The organism is Paractinoplanes hotanensis (assembly GCF_023717965.1).
Classification (GTDB): Bacteria; Actinomycetota; Actinomycetes; order Mycobacteriales; family Micromonosporaceae; genus Actinoplanes; species Actinoplanes polyasparticus.
This window is the reverse complement of record NZ_JAMQOL010000085.1, coordinates 18,807-38,890: the sequence shown is the minus strand read 5'-3', so window position 1 is coordinate 38,890 and position 20,084 is coordinate 18,807. Positions and strand designations below refer to the sequence as shown.

Sequence of the window (20,084 nt, the reverse complement as noted above, 5' to 3'; positions counted from 1 at the left end):
ACCGGCGACACCATCACAGCCACAGCCGGGCCCGGGCCGGGGTCGTTGCCGGTCCGTGAGATCACCGCCGACGACGCCGCCATCCAACTCGCCTACGCCACACGGGTGGTCATCGTCCCCGGCTACGGACTCGCCGCCGCCCAAGCACAACACGAAGCCGTCGCCCTCGCACAAGCCCTCACCGCACGCGGAGTCGAGGTCTCGTATGCGATCCACCCGGTCGCCGGACGCATGCCCGGCCACATGAACGTGCTACTCGCCGAAGCCAACGCCCCCTACGAACAACTCACCGACCTCGAACAAAGCAACCCCGGCTTCCCCCGCACCGACGTCGCACTGGTCATCGGCGCCAACGACGTCACCAACCCCGCCGCCCGACGACCCGGCAACCCCGTCTCCGGCATGCCCATCCTCGACGTCGACCACGCCAAAAGCGTGATCGTCATCAAACGCTCCCTCGGCCACGGCTACGCCGGCATCGACAACGAACTCTACAACGACCCCCGCACCGCCATGCTGTTCGCCGACGCCAAAGCCGGACTCAGCGCGCTGCTGGCCGGGCTCTCGGCGTACGCTCCCTGAGCCCGGCCCGTGCCGCTCATCCGACCAGGAAGACCGGGCAGTGCGCGTGCTGGACAACCGAGCGGCTCACCGATCCCAGCAGGGCCCCGGCGATGCCGCTCCGGCCTCGACGGCCCATCACGAGAGCCGCAGCCTTGTCAGAAGCCTTGATCAGCGCCTCATCCGGATCCTCGGCAACGTAGCGCCAGCGCATGTGCACGCCGCCCATCGTCTCCGTCCGGTCGACCCGCGGCGTCCGGCTCGCGTGCAGGAGCACGAGATCGCTGCCGCGCACGCGGGCCTCGGCGTGAGCGAAAGCGAAGACCGTGCTGTCGTCGCCGTCGATGCCGGCCACAACCGGACGCGAGCCGAAGCCGGATCCCGTCGGCCAGCCCGGAATCCGCACCACCAGCACGGCGCCGGTGTGCTCGGTGGCCACACGGTCGCCGACGCTGACGCCGAACACGGCACCGGCCAGACCGTGCTGGTGTCCGACCACGATCAGACCGGCGTCGCGAGCCTCAGCCAGCAGGCAGCGTGCCGCCGGACCGATGACCAGACGGCTGCTGACCGGAACTGTGGGCGAGTACGCGCGCACGCGGTCCGTCATGCGTTCCAGTAGGCGTGCGCCCTCCTCGTGAGCCGGTACGCGTCCGGTGTCCGAGTGCTGAGCGTGCAGGAGCCGCAGACGCCAGCCGCGCAACTCGGCCTCGATCGTGGCGTGATCGACTGCCGTGTAGCTGGTCGCGGTGTCGTCCACCCCCACCACGACCAGGCCGGTCTTCGTCACGACCGTGGGCCGCGGCATGATGTGGTGCGTCGCGCTGTAATCGGCGACGCCGAGAAGGCGATCGACCGCCTCGCTGTACCTTGTGGCGCGTCCACGAACTGCGCTTCCGCGTACGGCTTCCCGCTCCGTTCGGAGCTTGTCGAGATCACTCATCGCCGGCCTCCCCGGACCCGTTGCCTTCCTCCATCAGAACCCCTGGCGCCCCGTCCGGACAGGGCCGTTGGTCCGGTCCGAACCGTCGGCCCGGACCCTTCGGGCCCCGCTTCGTCAGGTGCCGCGGCACAAGCTCAGCGCGGCCGCCGGATCCGGCCGATCAGTGACACGATCTGCACCGGAATGGCGATGACGGTCCCCACGATGCCGACAACGAGCAGGATCCGCACCGCCGGCGTCCACAACGACGCGGCTCCGAAGTCGAACGGCGAGACGTGCCAGAACCCGATGAGGACGGCCAGCCCGATTCCGGTCGTGACGATTCCACCGGCGGGAACCACCCACGATTCGAGCCTGACGAAATAGATCAGATTCGCGACGAGGCCCGCCAGCAGGGACACATTCATCAACGTCAGGACGCGTTCCGTCTCGCCGGTGAGGAAGGGGACCGCCTCCCAGCCGGGCCGGCCGTTTATCAGGTACAGCAGGACGGCATTGATGACGGCCGCGACGGCGTACCCCGTCCGTTGGCTTCCGGCGCGCTTGCGAGAAGTGGTGTTCGCAGTCATCCTTCGGCCTCCTGTCGGGTCGGGTCGCCTGGATAGGCATAGAGCTCGACGAGGCGGTGGCGGGCGGACTGGAGGCGTCCGGCCACGACGTCGAGGAGCCGGCCGCTGATCTCCAGGCCGAAGTCGGGGGCCTCAGCCATCAGCTCCCGCACGACGTGCGCGTCGAGCTCGACCGCGCGGAGGTCGTCGGCCACGACCGCGCCGAAATGCCAGCGGTGCGGCGGCCGCAACCACGACCAGCCCAGCACCTCTCCCGGACCGATGGTCTCGATCACGATGTCACCGCGGCCGGGCACGTGAAAGTCGATCGCGACCAGTCCGCTGTGCACCAGCCAGAGCCGTTCGGCGGCGGCGTCCTCGCGGAACAAGCGAGTCCCGGCCCGATAGAACACCGGCCGTCCGGCCACTGCGAGCCGGTGCAGCCAGCCGGCCGGCAGGTCGCCGGCGAAGTCGTGCAGCGTGAGTAGATCGAAAACGGTCAACGGTGCCATGGCGGCACACCTCGCAGGATGATTCACGGCCGGCGGAAGGCCTACGCCTCGCCGAACAGCCTCATCGGGGTGAGAATCTGGCGGTCGTCGTTCCCTGCTCTCCCGGGAAACCTCAGGAACTCACGACCGGCCGGGGCAGGGCCGATCGACCCGCCGCCTGAAGCTTCTCGGCACGCCGACGGATGCCCTTCAGCATCTTGCGCTCCATGATCAGGCTGCCCTGGGCCATCACCAGGTCGTAGTAGAAGCGGCCGTCCGGTGGACTGATCCGGTTACGGCTGATGAGCCTGGTTCCGCCGTCCTTCGGGCGCAGGACGAAGGACCACACCCAGGCGCCGTCGGTCGATCGGAAGACCAGGGACCGGTTCTCGTCACAGATCTCGACCCGCATGCGGGGATCCTCCGGGCCCAGCGGCAGGACGTCACCGACGGCCAGCTTCTGAAACTCCGGGAGGATCTTGTCGGCGCTGTGCATGTCGAGACCGAGCAGGTTCTCGATCCAGTCGTAGGTGTAGGCCCCGCCACGACCGCTGCCCATCTGCACCAGCCAGGGCCACACAGCCCACGGCTCGGCGCCGATGGCGATCGCCCGCGTCGATTGCACGGCGGCACCCGCCAGCAGGTCGTCGCCGGGCAGCGGCTCGGCCGCCTCCTGTTCAGAGGCGCCCCAGGTCAGGCAGTAGCGCCGCGCCGGCGGCGAGGCGGCGGCCGCCGCCGCCGCGATCCCCGCGGCGGCGACCAGCATCCAGGTCCTCATCGTGATACCACCACCTTGAGCGCGCCCGAGCGCGCGGCGTCGGCGAAGACGTCGTAGGCCTGCATGAAGTCGTCGAAGCCGAACCGGTGCGTGATCATGTGGTCGAGGTCGAGCTGACCGGCGACCAGCATGTCGAGCAGCCGGGGCGTCGAGGACGTGTCGACCAGGCCGGTGGTGATGGTGACGTTGCGGATCCAGAGGTCCTCCAGGTGGAGGGTGGCCGGCTTGCCGTGGACGCCGATGTTGGCGATTCGGCCGCCGGGGCGCACCAGCGTCGTGCACAGCTCGAAGGTCTCCGGGAAGCCCACCGCCTCCATCACCACGTCGGCGCCGAGCCCCTTGGTCAGCGCTTGAACGGCGGCCAGCGGATCCTGCGTGCCCGCGAGCACGGTCGTGTCGGCGCCGAACAACTTCGCGGCCTGCAGCCGGGCCTCCGCCTTGTCGATCACCACGATGTGGGCGGGCGAGTAGAGCCGCGCGGTCAGCACCGCCGCGAGACCGATCGGGCCGGCCCCGACGACCACCACGGTGTCGCCGGGCTGCACCTGGCCGTTGAGCACGCCGACCTCGTACGAGGTCGGCAGGATGTCGGCCAGCAGGACGGCGGACTCGTCACTCACCTGCTCGGGCAGCTTGTAGGTCGACAGGTCCGCGTACGGGATTCGGGCGTATTCGGACTGCACGCCATCGATCAGATGCCCAAGGATCCATCCTCCGCCGCCCAGGCACTGACCGTACGCGCCCTGGCGGCAGTAACGGCAAATGCCGCAGGCGGAGATGCACGAGGCCAGAACCCGGTCGCCCTCGGCCAGGCTCGACACTCCACTGCCCGTCTCGACCACCGTGCCGACAGCCTCGTGCCCCAGCACGCGTCCCGATGCCACCGCGGGCACGTCCCCGCCGAGGATGTGCAGGTCCGTGCCGCAGACCGTGACCGTGTCGACCCTGATGACCGCGTCGCGGGGATCGGTGATCACGGGGTCGGCGATCTCCGTCCATGACCGGTTTCCCGGGCCGCCGTAGACAAGTCCTCTCATGGCTGTCCTCCCTCTCCGGTGTTCTGGACTCTCACCTTCGTCTCGTCGCGACCCGTCGAGTAGGGACGTCCGGCCCTACAGGCCGGGCCCTCAGCCGGGCTACCAACGAGGTAACGAAAGGGGTGCGACCGGCATGACCAGATACGTGTACGACTTCGTCGAGGGCAACAAGGACCTCAAGGACTTGCTCGGCGGCAAGGGAGCGAACCTGGCCGAGATGACCCGGATGGGTCTGCCGGTGCCGCCCGGCTTCACCGTCACCACGGACGCCTGCCGGGACTATCTGCACACCGGCGAGGCCCCCGCGGCGTTGCTGGCCGAGGTGGAACACCACCTGCGGATGATCCAGAATCAGATCGGCAAGACCTTCGGTGACGCCGACGACCCGCTGCTGCTGTCGGTGCGCTCGGGCGCCAAGTTTTCGATGCCGGGCATGATGGAGACGATTCTCGACATCGGGCTGAACGACGTCACCGTCGCCGGGCTGGCCCGGCACACGTCGGACGAGCGTTTCGCCTGGGACTCGTACCGGCGCCTGATCCAGATGTTCGGGCGGACCGTGTTCGACATGCCCGGCAGCGAATTCGAGACCGAGCTGGCCCACGCACGGGACGCCGCGGGCGTACGCACCGACGCAGAGTTGACGGCCGCGCAGTTGCGAGAGCTTGTCAACGCGTACAAGAAGGTCTTTCACAGCCACACCGGGCGGGACTTCCCGCAGGCCGTGCACGAGCAGCTCTATCTGTCCATCATGGCGGTCTTCCGGTCGTGGAACGCCGAGCGCGCCCAGATCTACCGGCGCAAGGAACGCATCCCGCACGACTTGGGGACCGCCGTCAACGTCATGGCCATGGTCTTCGGAAACCGAGGTGAGAACTCGGGAACCGGCGTGGCCTTCACTCGCGACCCGGCCACCGGCCGGCGCGGCGTCTACGGCGACTACCTGCGTAACGCCCAGGGCGAGGACGTGGTCGCCGGCATCCGCAACACGGTCAGTCTGTCCGAGCTGAGCGCCATCGACCCGTCCGCCTACCGGCAGCTGCTCTCCATCATGGAACGCCTCGAGCAGCGCTACCGCGACCTGTGCGACATCGAGTTCACCATCGAGAACGGCAAGCTGTGGATGCTGCAGACCCGGGTCGGCAAGCGCACCCCGGCCGCCGCGTTCGTCATCGCCGCGCAACTGGTCGACGAGGGCACCATCACCCTCGACGAGGCTCTGCAGCGGGTGAGCGGCGAACAGCTCGCCCAGCTGATGTTCCCCAGCTTCGACCAGGATGCGGCGCCCCAGCCGCTGACGACGGGCGTGCCGGCCTCCCCGGGAGCGGCTGTCGGCGCCATCGTCTTCGACTCCGCCGCGGCCGCCGCGGCCACCGGCCCGGTCATCCTGGTCAGGCGCGAGACCAACCCGGACGACCTGCCCGGCATGATCGCCGCCCAGGGCATCCTGACCAGCCGGGGTGGCAAGACCTCGCATGCCGCGGTCGTCGCCCGCGGCATGGGCAAGACGTGTGTCTGCGGCGCCGACGAGCTGCGGATCGAGGACGACGAGCTGACCATCAACGGCCGTGCGCTGCACGCCGGCGACACCATCTCGATCGACGGCTCCACCGGCCGGGTCTACGCCGGCGCGGTCCCGGTGCACCCGTCCAAGGTGGTGCGCTATTTCGAAGGTGAGCTGAGCGCGTACGGCGACCCGTTGCTCGCCGCGATCGAACGCCTCATGATCCACGCCGATCACGTGGCGACGCTCGGCGTGCACGCCAACGCCGACACCGGGCCGGACGCCACCCGCGCTCGCCGCTTCGGCGCGACCGGCGTCGGCCTGTGCCGCACCGAGCACATGTTTCTCGGTGACCGGCGTGTGCTGGTCGAGCGGCTGATCCTGGCCGAGGACGACGCCGGACGGGAGGAGGCGCTCGCGGCCCTGCTGCCGTTGCAGCGCGCCGACTTCGAGGAGCTTTTCGCCGCCATGGACGGTCTGCCGGTCACGGTCCGGCTGATCGACCCGCCGCTGCACGAGTTCCTGCCGCCGTTGGAGGAGTTGACCGCCCGGGTCGCCCGCGCCGAGGCGCTCGGCGAGGACGCGGGACGTGACACTGTGCTGCTGGCTGCCGTCCGCCGGATGCATGAGGCCAACCCGATGCTGGGCCTGCGCGGAGTGCGACTCGGTCTGGTCATCCCCGGCCTGTTCGCCATGCAGGTCCAGGCCATCGCCGAGGCGGCGGCGGCTCGGATCGCCGCGGGCGGTGACCCGCAGCCGGAGGTGATGATCCCGCTGGTCGGTGCGGTTCAAGAGTTGGAGACCGTACGCGCGGAGGCCGAAGCTGTCCTGGCGAGTGTGCCCGGCGCTCCGCCGATCCGCATCGGCACGATGATCGAGGTGCCCCGGGCCGCCTTGATCGCCGGGCAGATCGCCGGCGCCGCCGAGTTCTTCTCGTTCGGCACCAACGACCTCACCCAGATGACGTGGGGTTTCTCGCGTGACGATGTGGAGGGGGCGTTCTTCAGTCGCTATCTGGAGCTGGGCATTTTCGGTGTCTCGCCCTTCGAGACAATCGACGCCGACGGGGTGGGCGAACTGGTCCGCATCGCCGTGACCCGCGGCCGGGCCGCCCGGCCCGGCCTGACAGTCGGTGTCTGCGGCGAGCACGGTGGCGACCCCGCATCGGTGCGGTTCTTCCATGACGCCGGGCTCGACTACGTGTCCTGCTCTCCGTTCCGGGTGCCGATCGCCCGGCTGGAGGCGGGCCGGGCCGCAGGTTCCGCGTCGTCCTCCGACAGCCGATAGGCATCGCGATGAGCACATCTCTAGCCGAGCGCCCTGCCCCGCCGCCGGCGACCGTCGTCCCCGTCCTCGATCGTGATCGGCCGGTCGGAGCGTGGATCATCGAGCGCGACCGCGTGGTGTTCCGTCCCGTCATCGATCTCACCGGGCTGGCCGGCGCTTTGCTCGCCTTCTCCGCCGTCGCCGTGACCGCTGTCGCGGCGAGCCGGCGCCGGACGGCGATCGGGGCCGTGACCATGGGCCCCGGCGGCTGGGTCAGCGTCAAGGGCACGGGCACGCCCAGGTTACGGTCGGACGCACACCGCCCGTGGTGGGCCCACCTGCTCGGCGCCCATCCGCTCGTCGTCGACACCAAGCCTCGTCGGCCGCGGCACAGGTGAGGAGGCAAGTCCCGGTCCGGCAGGGTCTGATGGCCCTGCCGGACCGGTCGCCCGCCGACAACCCTGGAAGGTAACCGAACCAAGGAGAAACCCGATGCGAGCAGCCGTCGTCACCAGCTTCGACCAACCGCTGGAAGTCAAGCAGATCCCCCTTCCGGAACCCGCGGAAGGCCAGATCCGGGTGCGGATCGAGGCCAGCGGTCTGTGCCACACCGACATCCACGCGGCCCGCGGCGACTGGCCTGTCAAGCCCACCCCGCCGTTCGTCCCCGGGCACGAAGGCGTCGGCATCGTCGAAAAAACCGGCCCCGGGGTCACCGAGCATGAGGTGGGCGACCGGGTCGCTGTCCCGTGGCTCGGACAGGCCTGCGGCACCTGCGAATACTGTCTGACCGGCTGGGAGACGCTGTGCGAGAGCCAGCTCAACACCGGATACGCGATCGACGGCGGGCACGCCGAGTACCTGATCGCCGACTCCCGCTACGCGGTTGCCGTGCCCGACGGTATCGACCCGGCCGAAGCCGCACCGCTGACCTGTGCCGGCGTCACCACGTACAAGGCCGTCAAGGTCGGCGGGGTCACACCGGGCGACCGGGTCGCCATCTTCGGCATCGGCGGCCTCGGGCACCTCGCCCAGCAGTACGCCCAGATCTTCGGCGGCGAGACCATCGCGATCGACGTCACCGAGGAGAAACTGGCGCTGGCGAAGGAGCTCGGCGCGGCCCACGTGATCAATGCGGCCACCACCGACCCGGTCGCGGCGATCGAGGCGATCGGCGGCGCGGACGTCGCCGTCGTGCTGGCCGCCGATCCCCAGGTTCTCGAACAGGCGCACGCGTCGCTGCGCCGGGGCGGGCGGCTGATCCTGGTGTCGCTGCCCAAGGACAACGCCATGTCGCTGCCGATCTTCCAGACCGTGCTCAAGGGCATCTCCGTGATCGGCTCCATCGTCGGCACCCGCGCCGACCTGGCCGAGGTCTTCCGGCTGCATGCAGCCGGGCGCACCAAAGTCTTCTACGAGTCGCGCAGCCTCGAAGACATCAACGCGGCCATCGAAGACGTCCTGCACAGTCGGGTTCCGGCTCGCCTGGTCCTTCTGCCCTGAACGGAGCCGCCATGCACCGCACCGACCCCGGCACCACGGCCCACGTCCTCACCTCGGACGGCGGAATCGTCGCGGTTCGGCCGGTGCGGCCGGACGACCGTCCAGGGCTGACCGCCCTCTATCAGTCCGGCAGTCCGGAGAGCCTCCGCCTGCGGTTCTTCGCCGTGCCGAGCGGCCCCTCCATCGATTCGGAGGTCGATCGTCTCTGCCGTCCACAGAGTGCCCGGCACCTCGCTGTCCTGGCGCTCGACGGCGACGCGGTGATCGGTGTGGCGGCCTGCGATCGTACGGATGACATCTCCCATCAGGCCGAGTTCGCGGTCTTCGTCGCCGATGCCCATCACGGCCGCGGCGTCGGCACCCTGTTGCTGGAGCACCTCGCCGTCCTGGCCCACCGGCAAGGCATTCAGGAGCTCGTCGGCGAGGTGCTGCCGGCCAATATGGCCATGCTCCGGGTCGCGCACGACCTGAACGCGCGCGCCTGGTCCCGGTTCGGTGACGGCGTGATCGACGTCGGGGTCGGCACGGACGACGAGAACGAGACCGTGGACGCACGTGACCGCGTGGCCGAGCGGGCCTCCCTGCACGCCCTTCTGTCACCCAGCTCGGTTGCCGTCGTGGGCGCCGGTCACCGTGCCGGCGGTGTCGGTCACGAAACCGCCCGGGCGTTGAGCGAGTACGGCTTCGGCGGCCGCCTCCACGTCGTCAACCGCAGCGGCCGCGACGTCGCCGGGATCGCCGCCTGCCGCTCGGTGAAGGAGTTGCCGGCCCCGGTCGACCTGCTCGTGGTCGCCGTCCCGGCCGATCAGGTCCCCGGCGTGCTCGCCGAGGGGGCTGCGGTCGGCGTGCGGGCCGCCGTCATCCTCAGCGCGGGCTTCGGCGAGACCGGACCCGACGGCCGCCGGCAGCAGCACGAACTGGTCGAGCTCGCTCGCCGGCACAGCATCCGCCTGGTCGGCCCGAACTGCCTGGGTGTCGTGAACACCGACCCGCGCGTCAGGCTGAACGCGAGTTTCGCGCCGACTGTGCCACCCGCGGGTGGGCTGGCCGTAGCGGCGCAGTCGGGCGCCGTCGGCATCGCGCTGCTCGAGCACGCCACGCGGGACGGCTACGGCATCTCCAGCTTCGTCTCGCTCGGCAACAAGGCGGACGTCAGCGGCAACGACCTCATCGCCTACTGGTACGACGATCCGGCCACCCGGGTTGTCGCGCTCTACCTCGAGTCCTTCGGCAACCCGCGCAAGTTCGCCCGGACGGTGCGCGCCTTGGGTCGCCGCAAACCGGTTCTGGCCCTGAAGAGCGGTCGTTCGGACTCCGGCCGCCGGGCCGGCGCGTCGCACACCGCCGCTGCGGCGGCTCCGGCCGCAACCGTCGACGCTTTGTTCGCGCAGGCCGGTGTCGTCCGGCCCGGTGGGCTCGGCGAACTCCTGGACGCTGCCCGCATGCTCACCGGCCAGCCCCTGCCTGCCGGCAACCGTCTGGCCATCGTCGGCAACGCGGGTGGCCTCAACGTGCTCGCCGCTGACGCCGCCGAAGCCGCCGGGCTCACGGTGCCGTCATTGAGCCGAGCTGTACGCGACCAGCTCGCGACTGCTGTGGGCGGCACCGCGAGTTCTGACAACCCGATAGATCTGGGCGCCGGAGCTTCCGCGTCCGCCTTCGCCGAGGCCGTCGCCGCGGTGGCCGACTCCGGTGAGACCGACATGCTGCTGCTGATCCTGATCGCGACGCGCGCCAACGATGCGGCCGGAATCCTGACCGCTCTGGGCTCGGTCGCCGACCGTTCTCCCGAATTGACGATCGCCGCCGTCATGATCGGAGCCCCGGCTCCCGTAGTCCGTCTCGGCACACGTGGTGCGCCGGTCTACGACCTGCCGGAACGGGCTGTTCAAGCGCTGGCCCACAGCGCCCGGTATGCGCAATGGCGCCGGCAGCCGTTGGGCGGCCGCCCCGACCTGACCGGCATTCGCAGCGAACGGGCGCGTGCCATCGTGGATGACGCCCTGGCGACCGGGGGTGGCTGGCAGGGCTACGAACGGACGACCCGGATCCTCGCGGCCTACGGCATCAGTGTGGAGCCGGCCCTGCTGTCCCGGTCGGCCGGCCAGGCGGTCGCCGCGGCGGAGCGCGTCGGCTACCCGGTGGTGCTCAAGTCCGCCGATCCCGACCTGGTACACAAGACCGACTCCGGCGGTGTACGTCTCGGCTTGACGGGACAGCAGCAGGTCCGCGACGCCTTCGGCGCGGTTGCCGCCGCCGGTGGCCGCCCGGACGCCGGGGTGCTCGTCCAGCACCAGAGGACCGAGGCGGTCGAACTGGTCGCCGGTGTCGCGCACGACCCGCTGTTCGGCTCGGTGGTGCTCCTCGGGCTGGGCGGGGTGCAGACCGACCTGCTCGGCGACCGGGCACTGCGTCTGGTGCCGATGACCGATCTGGACGCGGGCCGGATGTGGCGCAGCCTCCGGGCCGCACCGCTGCTCACCGGCTACCGGGGTGCCGCAGCGGTCGACACGACCGCGCTCGAGGACCTGTTGTTGCGCATCGGCCGTCTCGCCGAGGACTTTCCCGAGATCGCCGAGCTCGACCTCAACCCTGTGCTCGCCGGCCCGGACGGTGTCGTCGCGGTGGACGCGAAGATGCGCCTCGCGGCGGCCGGCAGCGAGCCGGATCCCACGTTGCGCACACTCCGTGCCACGTAGCGCCTTGAAGGAGGCCGTCATGATCACCAGGAAGATCATCGTCGGATACGACCGTTCACCACGATCGAAGGTGGCCGCCGACTGGGCTCTGGATGAGGCGGCCCGCACCGGGGCGACGGTGGAGTTCCTCTACGCCTACGAGTGGCCGGCCTGGGCTCCGGCGGCCTCGATGATCCCGTCCCCGGCCGTCCTGCCCGAGGAGCAGATCCGCCGGGCCATCGACGACGCCCTGGCGAAGGCTGTCGCAGCGGCGGCAGAGACCCATCCCGAGGTGCGCACGACCGCCGTCACCCGCGACGCCGGGGCGGCGTTGACGCTGATCGACCGTTCCCGGGGTGCGGACCTGGTCGTCGTGGGCTCACACGGATACAGCGCCGTGTCGGGCCTGCTCGGTTCGGTCAGCGTCGCAGTCAGCGCGCACGCGCACTGCCCGGTCGTGGTGGTGCGCGGGCGTCCGGACGCGCACGGTCCGGTCGTGGCCGGCATCGACGAGTCGCCGGCCTCGCACGCCGTCCTCGGGGTCGCGTTCGATCAGGCAGCCGCCCGGGGTACCGGTCTGCGCGTCATCCGGGCCTGGCCTCCGGCTGCCGGGATCTGGGACGCCTCGCCGGTGTCCGCCGGAACGGTGCCCGCCGGCCTGCGTCATCCGTTCGACGAACTCGTCAACGGCTGGTGCCAGAAGTTCCCGCAAGTGCACGTCACGACTCACGCGGTGATCGAGCATCCAGCCGCGATGCTCACCGACGAGAGCCGAACCGCCGGGCTGCTCGTGGTAGGCACACACGGTCGCGGTTCGCTGCGCGGCTTGCTCCTCGGCTCGGTGAGCCAGCACCTGTTGCGCCACTCCTCGTGTCCGGTAGTGGTCGCGCACGAGACCACGAGCTGACGAAGGGACGCCCGCCATGACCGGCTCTCCCGTTCTCGTGGGTATCGACGGCGCCGCCCCGGCCGAGGCCGCTCTCGACTGGGCGGTGGACGAGGCCCGGCGTCGTCGTGCGCCCCTGCGCATCGTGCATGTTCTCGAGTGGAAGCCGGTCGCCTCCCACGAGTTGTCCGGCCAGACCTATGTCGAGGTCATCTGGGCGTCGGGGAACGCCTTGGTCGGCGCCGCCGCACGACGAGCGAGGGAGATCGCCCCAGAGCTCGCCGTCCGATCCGACACGCTGCTCGGGCATCCGGCGGAGATCTTGACGGACGCCACGCGTGACGCTCAGCTCCTCGTGCTCGGTCACCGCGGACGCGGTGGCTTCGCGGGCATGCTCCTGGGTTCGGTCAGCGAGCGGGTCGCCGGACACGCGTCGTGCCCGGTCGCCGTCGTCCGCGGCCGATCGGCCCCCGACGGGCCGGTTGTCGTGGGAATCGACGACTCGCCTGCGGCCGAATACGTGCTCGGCAGCGCATTCGAAGCCGCGGCGATCCGGGCGAGCCGGCTCGTGGTGGTGCGGACGCCCGAGCGTGCCCCCGCTGATACGACGCTGATCGAGCAAGACCTGGCGCCGTGGCGCGAGAAGTATCCAAACGTCGCCGTCGAGGCGCGGCTGACATGTGCGGCCCCGGCGGCGGCGCTGGTCGAGGCCTCCAACGGCGCCCGGCTGGTGGTTGTCGGCAGCCGGGGCCGTGGCCCGGTTCGCGCGGCGCTGCTGGGATCGACGGGGTTACACCTGCTCCGGCAGGCCGCCTGCCCGGTCCTGATCGCCAGACACCGATAGCACCACGGTGAAGGGCGGCACCCGTCGGTGCCGCCCTTCGCTTGATTCCGACTCTGTTCACGAAGCCGACGGCTGGCTCGTCCGGACCCCGGAGACGCCCGGCACCGTGCGCGCCAGCACTGTCACGATCGCCTGCTCGGTCTCGTCCTCGAATCCGCCCGTCACGGTGACGATGCCACCTTCGGCTGTCGCCACCCAACGGGATTCGCCGTCCCTGTACTCATCCAGGCGTTGCTGAACGTCGGCGGCCAGCACCGCGTCGGTACGCACCATCGTCCGCAGGATGTCACGGCGGCTCACGATGCCCACCAGAGCGCCGTCGTCAAGGACCGGCAGGCTGCGCACATCATGCTCCAGCATCGCCTCGGCCACGTCGGCGACATCCATGTTCGGCATGGTCGCCAGCGGATACGTCGCCATGACCTCCATCACCATGCCGGGCCGGTCGGCGGGGTCCGTGTCCGGCCGCGGCCGCAGTTGCGAGGTCGGGTCGGAGGGCACCCGGTGCCAGAGCAGATCGCTCTCACTCACCATCCCGACCAGGCGCTCGTCGTCGTCGACCACCGGCAGCGCGGTCACGGACTTCGCCGTCATCAGCGCGGCCGCGGCCTCCACCGAGGCAGTCTGGGAAACGGTATGCACGGGGCTCGACATGATGTCCTTGGCGCGCATGACGTCACCTCCCGGCCAACTGCAGCGTCAGGTCGACGAGCCGGCTGGTGTAGCCCCACTCGTTGTCGTACCAGCCGAACACCTTGGCCAGCCGTCCCTGCGCCTGTGTGAGGCGGGCGTCGAACACGCAGGAAGCGGGATCCCCGACGATGTCGGAAGAGACCAGCGGAGCCTCGGTGTAGCGGATGATGTCCCGCAACTTCGGTCCGGCGGCGGCCGAGGCGACAACCTCGTTGATCCGGTCCGCGGTCACGTCGGTGGCCAGCTCGAGGGTCAGGTCGCTGATGGACCCGTCGATCACGGGCACGCGCAGGGCCACACCGTCGAGGCGTCCGGCCAACTCGGGCAGCACGAGCCCGACCGCCTTGGCCGCCCCGGTGCTGGTCGGAATGATGTTGACGGCCGCCGCGCGTGCCCGGCGCGGGTCCTTGTGCGGTGCGTCGAGGACGTTCTGGTCGTTGGTGTAGGCGTGCACGGTGGTCAGGAAGCCACGCTCGATCCCGAACGCCTCGTGCAGCACCTTGACCAACGGCGCCACGCAGTTCGTGGTGCACGAGGCCGCGGAGATGATCTGGTGCCGGGCGGGGTCGTAGGTGTCGGCGTTGACACCGGGCACCAGCGTCGCGTCGACGCCCTTACCGGGAGAGGAGATGAGGACGCGGCCCGCGCCCGCCTTGAGATGCAGCGCCGCGTCGTCGCGCGAACGCAGCTTGCCGGTCGACTCGATCACCAGATCGACGCCGAGCTCGGCCCAGGGCAATTCTTCGGGTGTACGCCGGCTGAACGTCGGGATGCGTTGCCGGCCGACGATCAGGTCGTCGTCGGTGACGCCGACCTCGGCGTCGAGCCGACCGAACGTCGAGTCGTACTCGACCAGGTGCGCGAGGGTGGCCGCGTCGTACAGGTCATTGATCGCCACCACCTCGAGGCCGCTGCCGCGGAACCTCTCCTCGGTCAACCGGCGCAGGTAGTTGCGGCCGATGCGGCCGAACCCGTTGATCGCGATGCGGTAGGTCATCGTTGTCCTCCATGTGTCGTCGATACACCCAGCGTTTCGCCACCGGCCCGTGCACGGCAGGGCCGAAGGGCCCTGTCCGGCGGGTCCTCCGTGGCCCGCCGCTGACGCCACCGGTAGAGCTCATCGACTCCCCAGACGGCCAGCGGCATGGGCAGCAGTGCCACCAGTTGCCCAGCGGTGAGGGCTGCTGTGCCGAAGACCGCTTGCAGGGGCGGCAGATAGATGAGCGCGGCCGCGAAGACCAGCTCGAACGCGATACCGGCCAGCAACAGCTTGTTGGTCCACAAACCGATCGACCGCAGGGACGCGTGTTCGGTGCGCGCGGCGAATGCGGTGCCGACCTGGCACGCCACGATGCCGGCGAAGGTCATCGTGGTGGCCTGCAGGTAAGCGTGGTGCAAGGGGGATCCCGCGCCGACCGGGTCACCGGGGCGCCAGCCCGCATGCCAAAGCACGCCGAAGAACCCGGCCATCACCAGCACGGCCGAGACGACGCCGAGCAGGCCCCACGCCCGCAGCAGAAGCCGGCGGTCGATGACGCCGGCGCGGGCCGATCGTGGTGGACGGTCCATGGTGCCGGGCTCGGCCTGTTCACGGCCGAGAGCCAGGGCCGGCACGGTCTCGGTGCCCAGGTCGATGGCGAGGATCTGCAGCACCGTCAGCGGCAGCGGCACGGCGCCGCCGGACAGAGCGAAGATCAGGAAGGGGACGACCTCGGGTACGGCGTGGGCGAAGATGTAGAGCACGAACTTGCGGAGGTTGTCGAACACCCGCCGGCCGGAGTCGACAGCGCGCACGATCGTCGCGAAGTTGTCGTCGGTGAGCACCATGGTCGCGGCTTCGCGGGCGACATCGGTGCCGGACCGTCCCATGGCGACACCGATGTCAGCATGTCGAAGCGCCGGCGCGTCGTTGACGCCGTCACCGGTCATGGCCACGATCTGGCCGCCCGCTCGCAGCGCCTCGCAGATGCGCAGCTTGCCCTCCGGCGAGGACCGCGCGAAGACGATCTCCTCGTTGCCGGCGAGCAGCCGGTCCAGGCCGGCGTCGCTGAGCCGTTCCACCTCGGCGCCGGTGACGATGCGCCGCCCGGGCAGGCCCACCTGGCGCGCGATTTCGGCGGCGGTCGGGCCGTAGTCACCGGTGATGACGTGGATCCGGATTCCGGCACGGTGCGCAGCCGCCACCGCGTCAGCCACCTCGGGGCGGGGCGGATCGGCCATCGCGACCAGTCCGAGCAGGGTCAGGCCGGTTTCCGCCTCGTCCCGGCTCGTCGGGACCTGCGGACCGACGTCCCGGTGGGCCATGGCCAGCACCCGCAATCCGGCGGCCGCATAGCGGTCGACCGTAGCGGCGAGATCGGCTTCAATCGGCGGAGTCAGCGCCACCACCGCGCCCGAGGAAGCGAGCACCCCCGTGCAGAGCGGCAGCACCGACTCCAGGGCGCCCTTTACATGGATCTCGTTGCCGTCGAGCGTGGCCATGCGTTTGAGCCGTGCGTCGAACGAGTACAGCGCGCGCCGGTCCCGGTCTCGCTCCTGCGGTCGTACGGGATCTCCGAGAGTCTCCGCCAGCCGCAGCAGGGCCACCTCAGTCGGGTCCTGTGCGCCGCCGTTGCCCGCGGTGGTGCAGAGTGCCGCAGTGTGGGCGAGTCGCCTCGCCCGGGTGTCGCCGGCGGCGTCCGGTACGGCGATTTCGCTGCCGTGCAGCCACAGCCGGGTCACCTGCATACGGTTGCGGGTCAGTGTGCCCGTCTTGTCGGTGCAGATCACCGTGGTCGAGCCGAGCGTCTCCACTGCCGAGAGCCGTTTGACCACGGCGCCGCCCCGCGCCAGATCCCGCACGCCCGCCGCCAGCGCCAGAGTGATCGTGGGCAGGAGACCTTCGGGCACGTTGGCGACGAGCAACCCGATGGCGAAGCTGATCGCCGCGGCCCAGCCCAGTCCGGCGAAGACACCGATCGGTAGAAACGCTGCTCCCGCGACTACGGCCACCGCTGCGATGATCCAGGTCGCCCGGCGGACCTGACGCTCCAACGGGCTCGGTTCGGTCCGGCCCCGCTGGGACAGCGCCGCGATGCGGCCGATCTCGGTGTGCATCCCCGTCCGGGTCACGACGGCGTGAGCCTGACCGGCCACGCAGGCCGTCCCGCTGAAGACCAGTTCGCCCGCCTCCAGCAGAGGCCCGGCCACGGCCTCGGCGTCCGCGGAGCGGTTGACCGGAACCGATTCGCCGTTGAGCGCCGACATGTCCACCGTGAGGCTGCCGTCGATCAGCCGGGCGTCGGCGCAGATCCGGTCCCCCTCGCCGACTATCACCACATCGCCCGGCACCAGCTCACGGGCGGGAACTTCGGCCGGATCGTTGTCGCGAAGCACTCGCGCGGTGGCCGGCAGGTACGCGGCGAGAGCCTCGACGGCTCGTTCGGCCTGGACCTCCTGGACGAAGGCGAAGGCCGCGTTCAGCAGGATGACCGCCACGACCGCGACCGCCAGTGAGGGCGTCCCGCCCAGCCAAGCCAGGACGGCGGCCAGCATCAGCAAGAGCGCCAGCGGCTGCGTGAACTGGGCGAGTAGCTGACCGGGCCACCGGGGGCGGGTCCGGCGGGTCAATTCGTTGGGGCCGTACATGGCGAGGCGACGCGTCGCCTCCCGCGTACCGAGGCCCGTCGTCGTGGTGCGCAGGTCCCGGAAGAGTTCCGGCGGGGGCAGACGCTCGTTGACCGGCTCGGATTGCGCCAGTGCTTGGTCCATGATTCCAGAGTCGGCTCGCCGGAACGCTTCGGGCAGGGCCGAGGGAGCCCTCAGGGAGGTCTTTGGACTCTGCTGCCGGCAGGTCCGGCCGAGCACCGTAGGAAGAAACTCGACGGAGGTGTAACCATGACCACTCGCCATTTGATCGTCGTGGGCGTGGACGGTTCGGAAGGCAGCCGGCGCGCTCTGGAGTGGGCCGTGCGCGAGGCTGGGGAACGAGGCAGCGCGGTGCAGGCCGTCATCGCCTGGTCGTGGGACGGGGTCGAGTTCGGCCCGGTGCTGGCCTTGAATCCGCAGCAGGCCAAGGAAGGCGCCACCAAGCTGCTCGACGACGAGATCAAGGCGCTGCTGCCGAAGTACGGGTCGCACATCCCGGTAGCCGCCGAAGTGATCGAGGGTGAGCCGGCCGCGGTGCTCGGCGCCTGCAGTAGGTCGGCGGACCTCTTGGTGCTGGGTAGCCACGGGCACGGCGCCGTCCGGCACACCGTTCTCGGCTCTGTCAGCGAGAAGGCCATCCGCAAGGCGGCGTGTCCGGTCGTCGTGATTCCCGTCCCGTCCCAGGAGCACGCCGGCGAGACGGAGCCGGTCCTGAGGCAGTGAGCAGTCAGGGGGGGGGGGGGGCCCCCCCCCCCCCCCCCCCCCCCGGGGGGGGCGGGCCCCCCCCCGCCCCCCCCGGCGCCCGGGGGGGGGGGGGGGGCGGGGGCCCCCGGGCGGGGGCCCCCCCCCCCCCCCCCCCCCCACCGCCGGATTGTCGGCGTCACGACGACAGGCGCGCCGGACGGTGCGTGAACTGCTCGATGTCGCCCGCGGTGACGTCGAGCAGCTTGTAGGCCAGATCGGCCAGAGCCCGCGCGGTGGCCAGCTCATCGCCGATCTCCGGCACGTCCGTGTCAGCCGGGCGCCGGCGGGCCTCCCCCTCGCCGCGCAGCGGCGTGCGGGTGTCGGTGCGCAGCACAGCCGTGGCCCGGGTGCGGCGCTCGTCCTCGTGCTCGCTGATGCTCACTTCGATCGTCCAGGTCCTGGTGTGAACCATGACGACACCTCCCTTTGTCACCGATGCCTCCATCGCAGCTCACCGGTCACCGGAAAGTCAGGGCCGAAGGACCTGGTGAGGCGGTTCGATGCCCCCTACGCCGTGGCCGTGCCGGCAGGACACGCTGCGGACATGGTGAACTCGCTGGAGACTCACGCCGCGATTCTGTTCTTCATCGAAGACCGGGTCTACAAGATGAAGAAGCCAGTCGACCTGGGATTCCTGGACTTCCGGGAGCGGACCGATCGCGAGGCTGTGTGCCACCGCGAGGTCGAGCTCAACCGGCGGCTGGCCGGCGACGTCTACCTCGGCGTGGCCGACGTTCACGGGCCCGATGGGCGGCCCTGCGAGCACCTCGTGGTGATGCGGCGCATGCCGGACGACCGGCGCCTGTCCACGCTGATCAGGTCAGGCGCGCCGGTGGACGAGCATTTGCGGCGCCTGGCCCGGCTGCTCGCCGGCTTCCATGCCACCGCTGCTCATGGACCAGCCATCTCGGCCGAGGGCACCCGCGACGCCCTGCTCGGCCGGTGGGACGCGACGTTCGCGCAGCTGCGGCCGTTCCGTGGTGGTGTCCTCGACGACGCGGACGCCGGCGAGATCGAGGAACGCACACACCGGTTCCTGGCCGGACGCGAGCCGCTTCTCACGTCTCGGGTGAAGGAGGAACGGATCGTCGACGGGCACGCCGATCTGATCGCCGACGACATCTTCTGCCTGGATGACGGCCCTCGTCCACTGGACTGCCTGGAGTTCGACGACCGTCTGCGCTACGTGGACGTGCTCGACGACGCGGCCTTCCTGGCGATGGACGTCGAGCACCTCGGGGCCGGACCGCAGGCGTCGGCGTTCCTCGACCAGTACGCCGAGTTCAGTGGTGACACCGCCCCGCAGCCGCTCCGGCACCACTACATCGCCTACCGCGCCTTTGTCCGGGCGAAGGTGGCGTGTCTGCGTCACCGGCAGGGCGACTCGTCAGCCGCGACCGATGTTCGCGCCTACACCGGCCTGACACTCCGGCACCTGCGGGCCGGAACGGTCCGTTTGATCCTCGTCGGTGGCGGCCCGGCGACGGGCAAGACCACGCTGGCCGGTGGGATCGCCGACCGCCTGGGCGCGGTCGTGCTGAGCAGCGATCGGATCCGGAAGGAGATGGCCGGTCTCGCACCGGGCATGAGTGCCGCCGCCGGGTACCAGCACGGCATCTACACCCGGGAGTGGACCGATCGCGCCTATCGCGAACTGCTCCTGCGAGCGGAGTACTTGCTGGGTCGCGGCGAGACAGTGATTCTGGACGCTTCGTGGAACACGGAACGGCACCGCACGGCCGCCCGTGACCTCGCGGCGAAAACGCACAGCAGCCTTCACGAGCTGCTGTGCACGGCCGACCGTCAGACGGTCCTCGAACGGCTCGCCCACCGTACGGGGAGCATGTCCGATGCCGACGCCGGCATCGCCGAGATGATGGCAGCCGCCGCCGAGCCCTGGCCCGAGGCCGCGGAGATGACGGGCGCGTGCCTGGAACGAGCGGTCGCCCTCGTCGAACCGGGCCGGTGAGCTTCCCCGCCG

The 20,084-nt window shown here is 70.4% G+C and carries 18 protein-coding genes; 9 read left to right on the top strand and 9 right to left on the bottom strand.

Translation table 11 applies throughout. The annotated features are described in order from the left end of the window. Positions 1–582: NAD(P)(+) transhydrogenase (Re/Si-specific) subunit beta (locus LXN57_RS45780; protein ID WP_251804601.1), on the top strand; the 582-nt coding region annotated here is incomplete at its 5' end. A gap of 16 nt (positions 583–598) precedes the next feature. On the opposite strand, the gene LXN57_RS45775 is transcribed toward LXN57_RS45780, so the two are convergent. The 5 genes from LXN57_RS45775 to LXN57_RS45755 all read right to left on the bottom strand — a co-directional run bounded on the left by LXN57_RS45775 (position 599) and on the right by LXN57_RS45755 (position 4,358). Then, positions 599–1,504, bottom strand: coding sequence for a universal stress protein (locus LXN57_RS45775; RefSeq protein WP_251804600.1), 906 nt, complete (start codon positions 1,502–1,504; stop codon positions 599–601). Positions 1,505–1,638: 134 nt separating this feature from the next. Next, complete coding sequence (locus LXN57_RS45770; RefSeq protein WP_251804599.1) at positions 1,639–2,073, bottom strand: hypothetical protein; 435 nt, start codon at positions 2,071–2,073, stop codon at positions 1,639–1,641. Next, positions 2,070–2,564 carry a Crp/Fnr family transcriptional regulator gene (locus LXN57_RS45765; RefSeq protein WP_251804598.1) on the bottom strand — a complete coding sequence of 165 codons (495 nt, stop codon included), beginning with the start codon at positions 2,562–2,564 and terminating at the stop codon, positions 2,070–2,072. The genes LXN57_RS45770 and LXN57_RS45765 overlap by 4 nt, the downstream gene beginning before the upstream one ends. Before the next feature lie 112 nt (positions 2,565–2,676). Then, positions 2,677–3,321 (bottom strand): SRPBCC family protein, encoded by a 645-nt coding sequence (locus tag LXN57_RS45760; protein WP_251804597.1) that lies wholly within the window; start codon positions 3,319–3,321, stop codon positions 2,677–2,679. After that, entirely contained in the window at positions 3,318–4,358 is a 1,041-nt protein-coding gene (locus LXN57_RS45755; protein ID WP_251804596.1) for a zinc-dependent alcohol dehydrogenase family protein, read from the bottom strand. Before LXN57_RS45755 ends, LXN57_RS45760 begins: the two co-directional genes overlap by 4 nt. 133 nt (positions 4,359–4,491) lie before the next feature. Here LXN57_RS45755 and ppdK point away from each other — a divergent pair, with 133 nt between their 5' ends. The 6 genes from ppdK (at position 4,492) to LXN57_RS45725 (ending at position 13,039) form a co-directional block, all read left to right on the top strand. Beyond that, positions 4,492–7,149: a pyruvate, phosphate dikinase gene (gene ppdK, locus LXN57_RS45750; protein WP_251804595.1), complete on the top strand. Its 2,658-nt coding sequence runs from the start codon at positions 4,492–4,494 to the stop codon at positions 7,147–7,149. Positions 7,150–7,157: 8 nt separating this feature from the next. After that, entirely contained in the window at positions 7,158–7,526 is a 369-nt protein-coding gene (locus LXN57_RS45745) for a hypothetical protein (protein WP_251804594.1), read from the top strand. Positions 7,527–7,620: 94 nt separating this feature from the next. After that, positions 7,621–8,631 carry an alcohol dehydrogenase AdhP gene (adhP, locus tag LXN57_RS45740; RefSeq protein ID WP_251804593.1) on the top strand — a complete coding sequence of 337 codons (1,011 nt, stop codon included), beginning with the start codon at positions 7,621–7,623 and terminating at the stop codon, positions 8,629–8,631. Positions 8,632–8,642: 11 nt separating this feature from the next. Further along, entirely contained in the window at positions 8,643–11,330 is a 2,688-nt protein-coding gene (locus LXN57_RS45735) for a bifunctional acetate--CoA ligase family protein/GNAT family N-acetyltransferase (protein ID WP_251804592.1), read from the top strand. Positions 11,331–11,349: 19 nt separating this feature from the next. Continuing rightward, entirely contained in the window at positions 11,350–12,216 is an 867-nt protein-coding gene (locus LXN57_RS45730; protein ID WP_251804591.1) for a universal stress protein, read from the top strand. A 16-nt stretch (positions 12,217–12,232) separates the two neighbouring features. Then, complete coding sequence (locus LXN57_RS45725; protein ID WP_251804590.1) at positions 12,233–13,039, top strand: universal stress protein; 807 nt, start codon at positions 12,233–12,235, stop codon at positions 13,037–13,039. Between the two features lie 57 nt (positions 13,040–13,096). On the opposite strand, the gene LXN57_RS45720 is transcribed toward LXN57_RS45725, so the two are convergent. From LXN57_RS45720 to LXN57_RS45710, 3 genes are read right to left on the bottom strand one after another with little or no spacing between them, the layout of a single operon-like run. After that, entirely contained in the window at positions 13,097–13,711 is a 615-nt protein-coding gene (locus LXN57_RS45720; RefSeq protein WP_251804589.1) for a CBS domain-containing protein, read from the bottom strand. A gap of 4 nt (positions 13,712–13,715) precedes the next feature. Further along, entirely contained in the window at positions 13,716–14,729 is a 1,014-nt protein-coding gene (gene gap, locus LXN57_RS45715) for a type I glyceraldehyde-3-phosphate dehydrogenase (RefSeq protein ID WP_251804588.1), read from the bottom strand. Then, on the bottom strand, positions 14,726–17,482 hold the full coding sequence (locus LXN57_RS45710; protein WP_251804587.1) for a cation-translocating P-type ATPase: 2,757 nt from the start codon (positions 17,480–17,482) through the stop codon (positions 14,726–14,728). Before LXN57_RS45710 ends, gap begins: the two co-directional genes overlap by 4 nt. Positions 17,483–17,608: 126 nt before the next feature. On the opposite strand from LXN57_RS45710, the gene LXN57_RS45705 reads away from it, so the two are divergent. Continuing rightward, positions 17,609–18,082 carry a universal stress protein gene (locus tag LXN57_RS45705; protein WP_251804586.1) on the top strand — a complete coding sequence of 158 codons (474 nt, stop codon included), beginning with the start codon at positions 17,609–17,611 and terminating at the stop codon, positions 18,080–18,082. Between the two features lie 157 nt (positions 18,083–18,239). Here the strand turns inward: LXN57_RS45705 and LXN57_RS45700 are convergent, their stop codons facing one another. Continuing rightward, positions 18,240–18,515 carry a DUF1876 domain-containing protein gene (locus tag LXN57_RS45700; RefSeq protein ID WP_251804585.1) on the bottom strand — a complete coding sequence of 92 codons (276 nt, stop codon included), beginning with the start codon at positions 18,513–18,515 and terminating at the stop codon, positions 18,240–18,242. 132 nt (positions 18,516–18,647) lie between these two features. Here LXN57_RS45700 and LXN57_RS45695 point away from each other — a divergent pair, with 132 nt between their 5' ends. Then, the gene (locus tag LXN57_RS45695) at positions 18,648–20,072 is read left to right on the top strand and encodes a bifunctional aminoglycoside phosphotransferase/ATP-binding protein (protein WP_251804584.1); all 1,425 of its coding nucleotides are present in this window, start codon (positions 18,648–18,650) and stop codon (positions 20,070–20,072) included. The last annotated feature ends 12 nt before the right edge of the window (positions 20,073–20,084 follow it).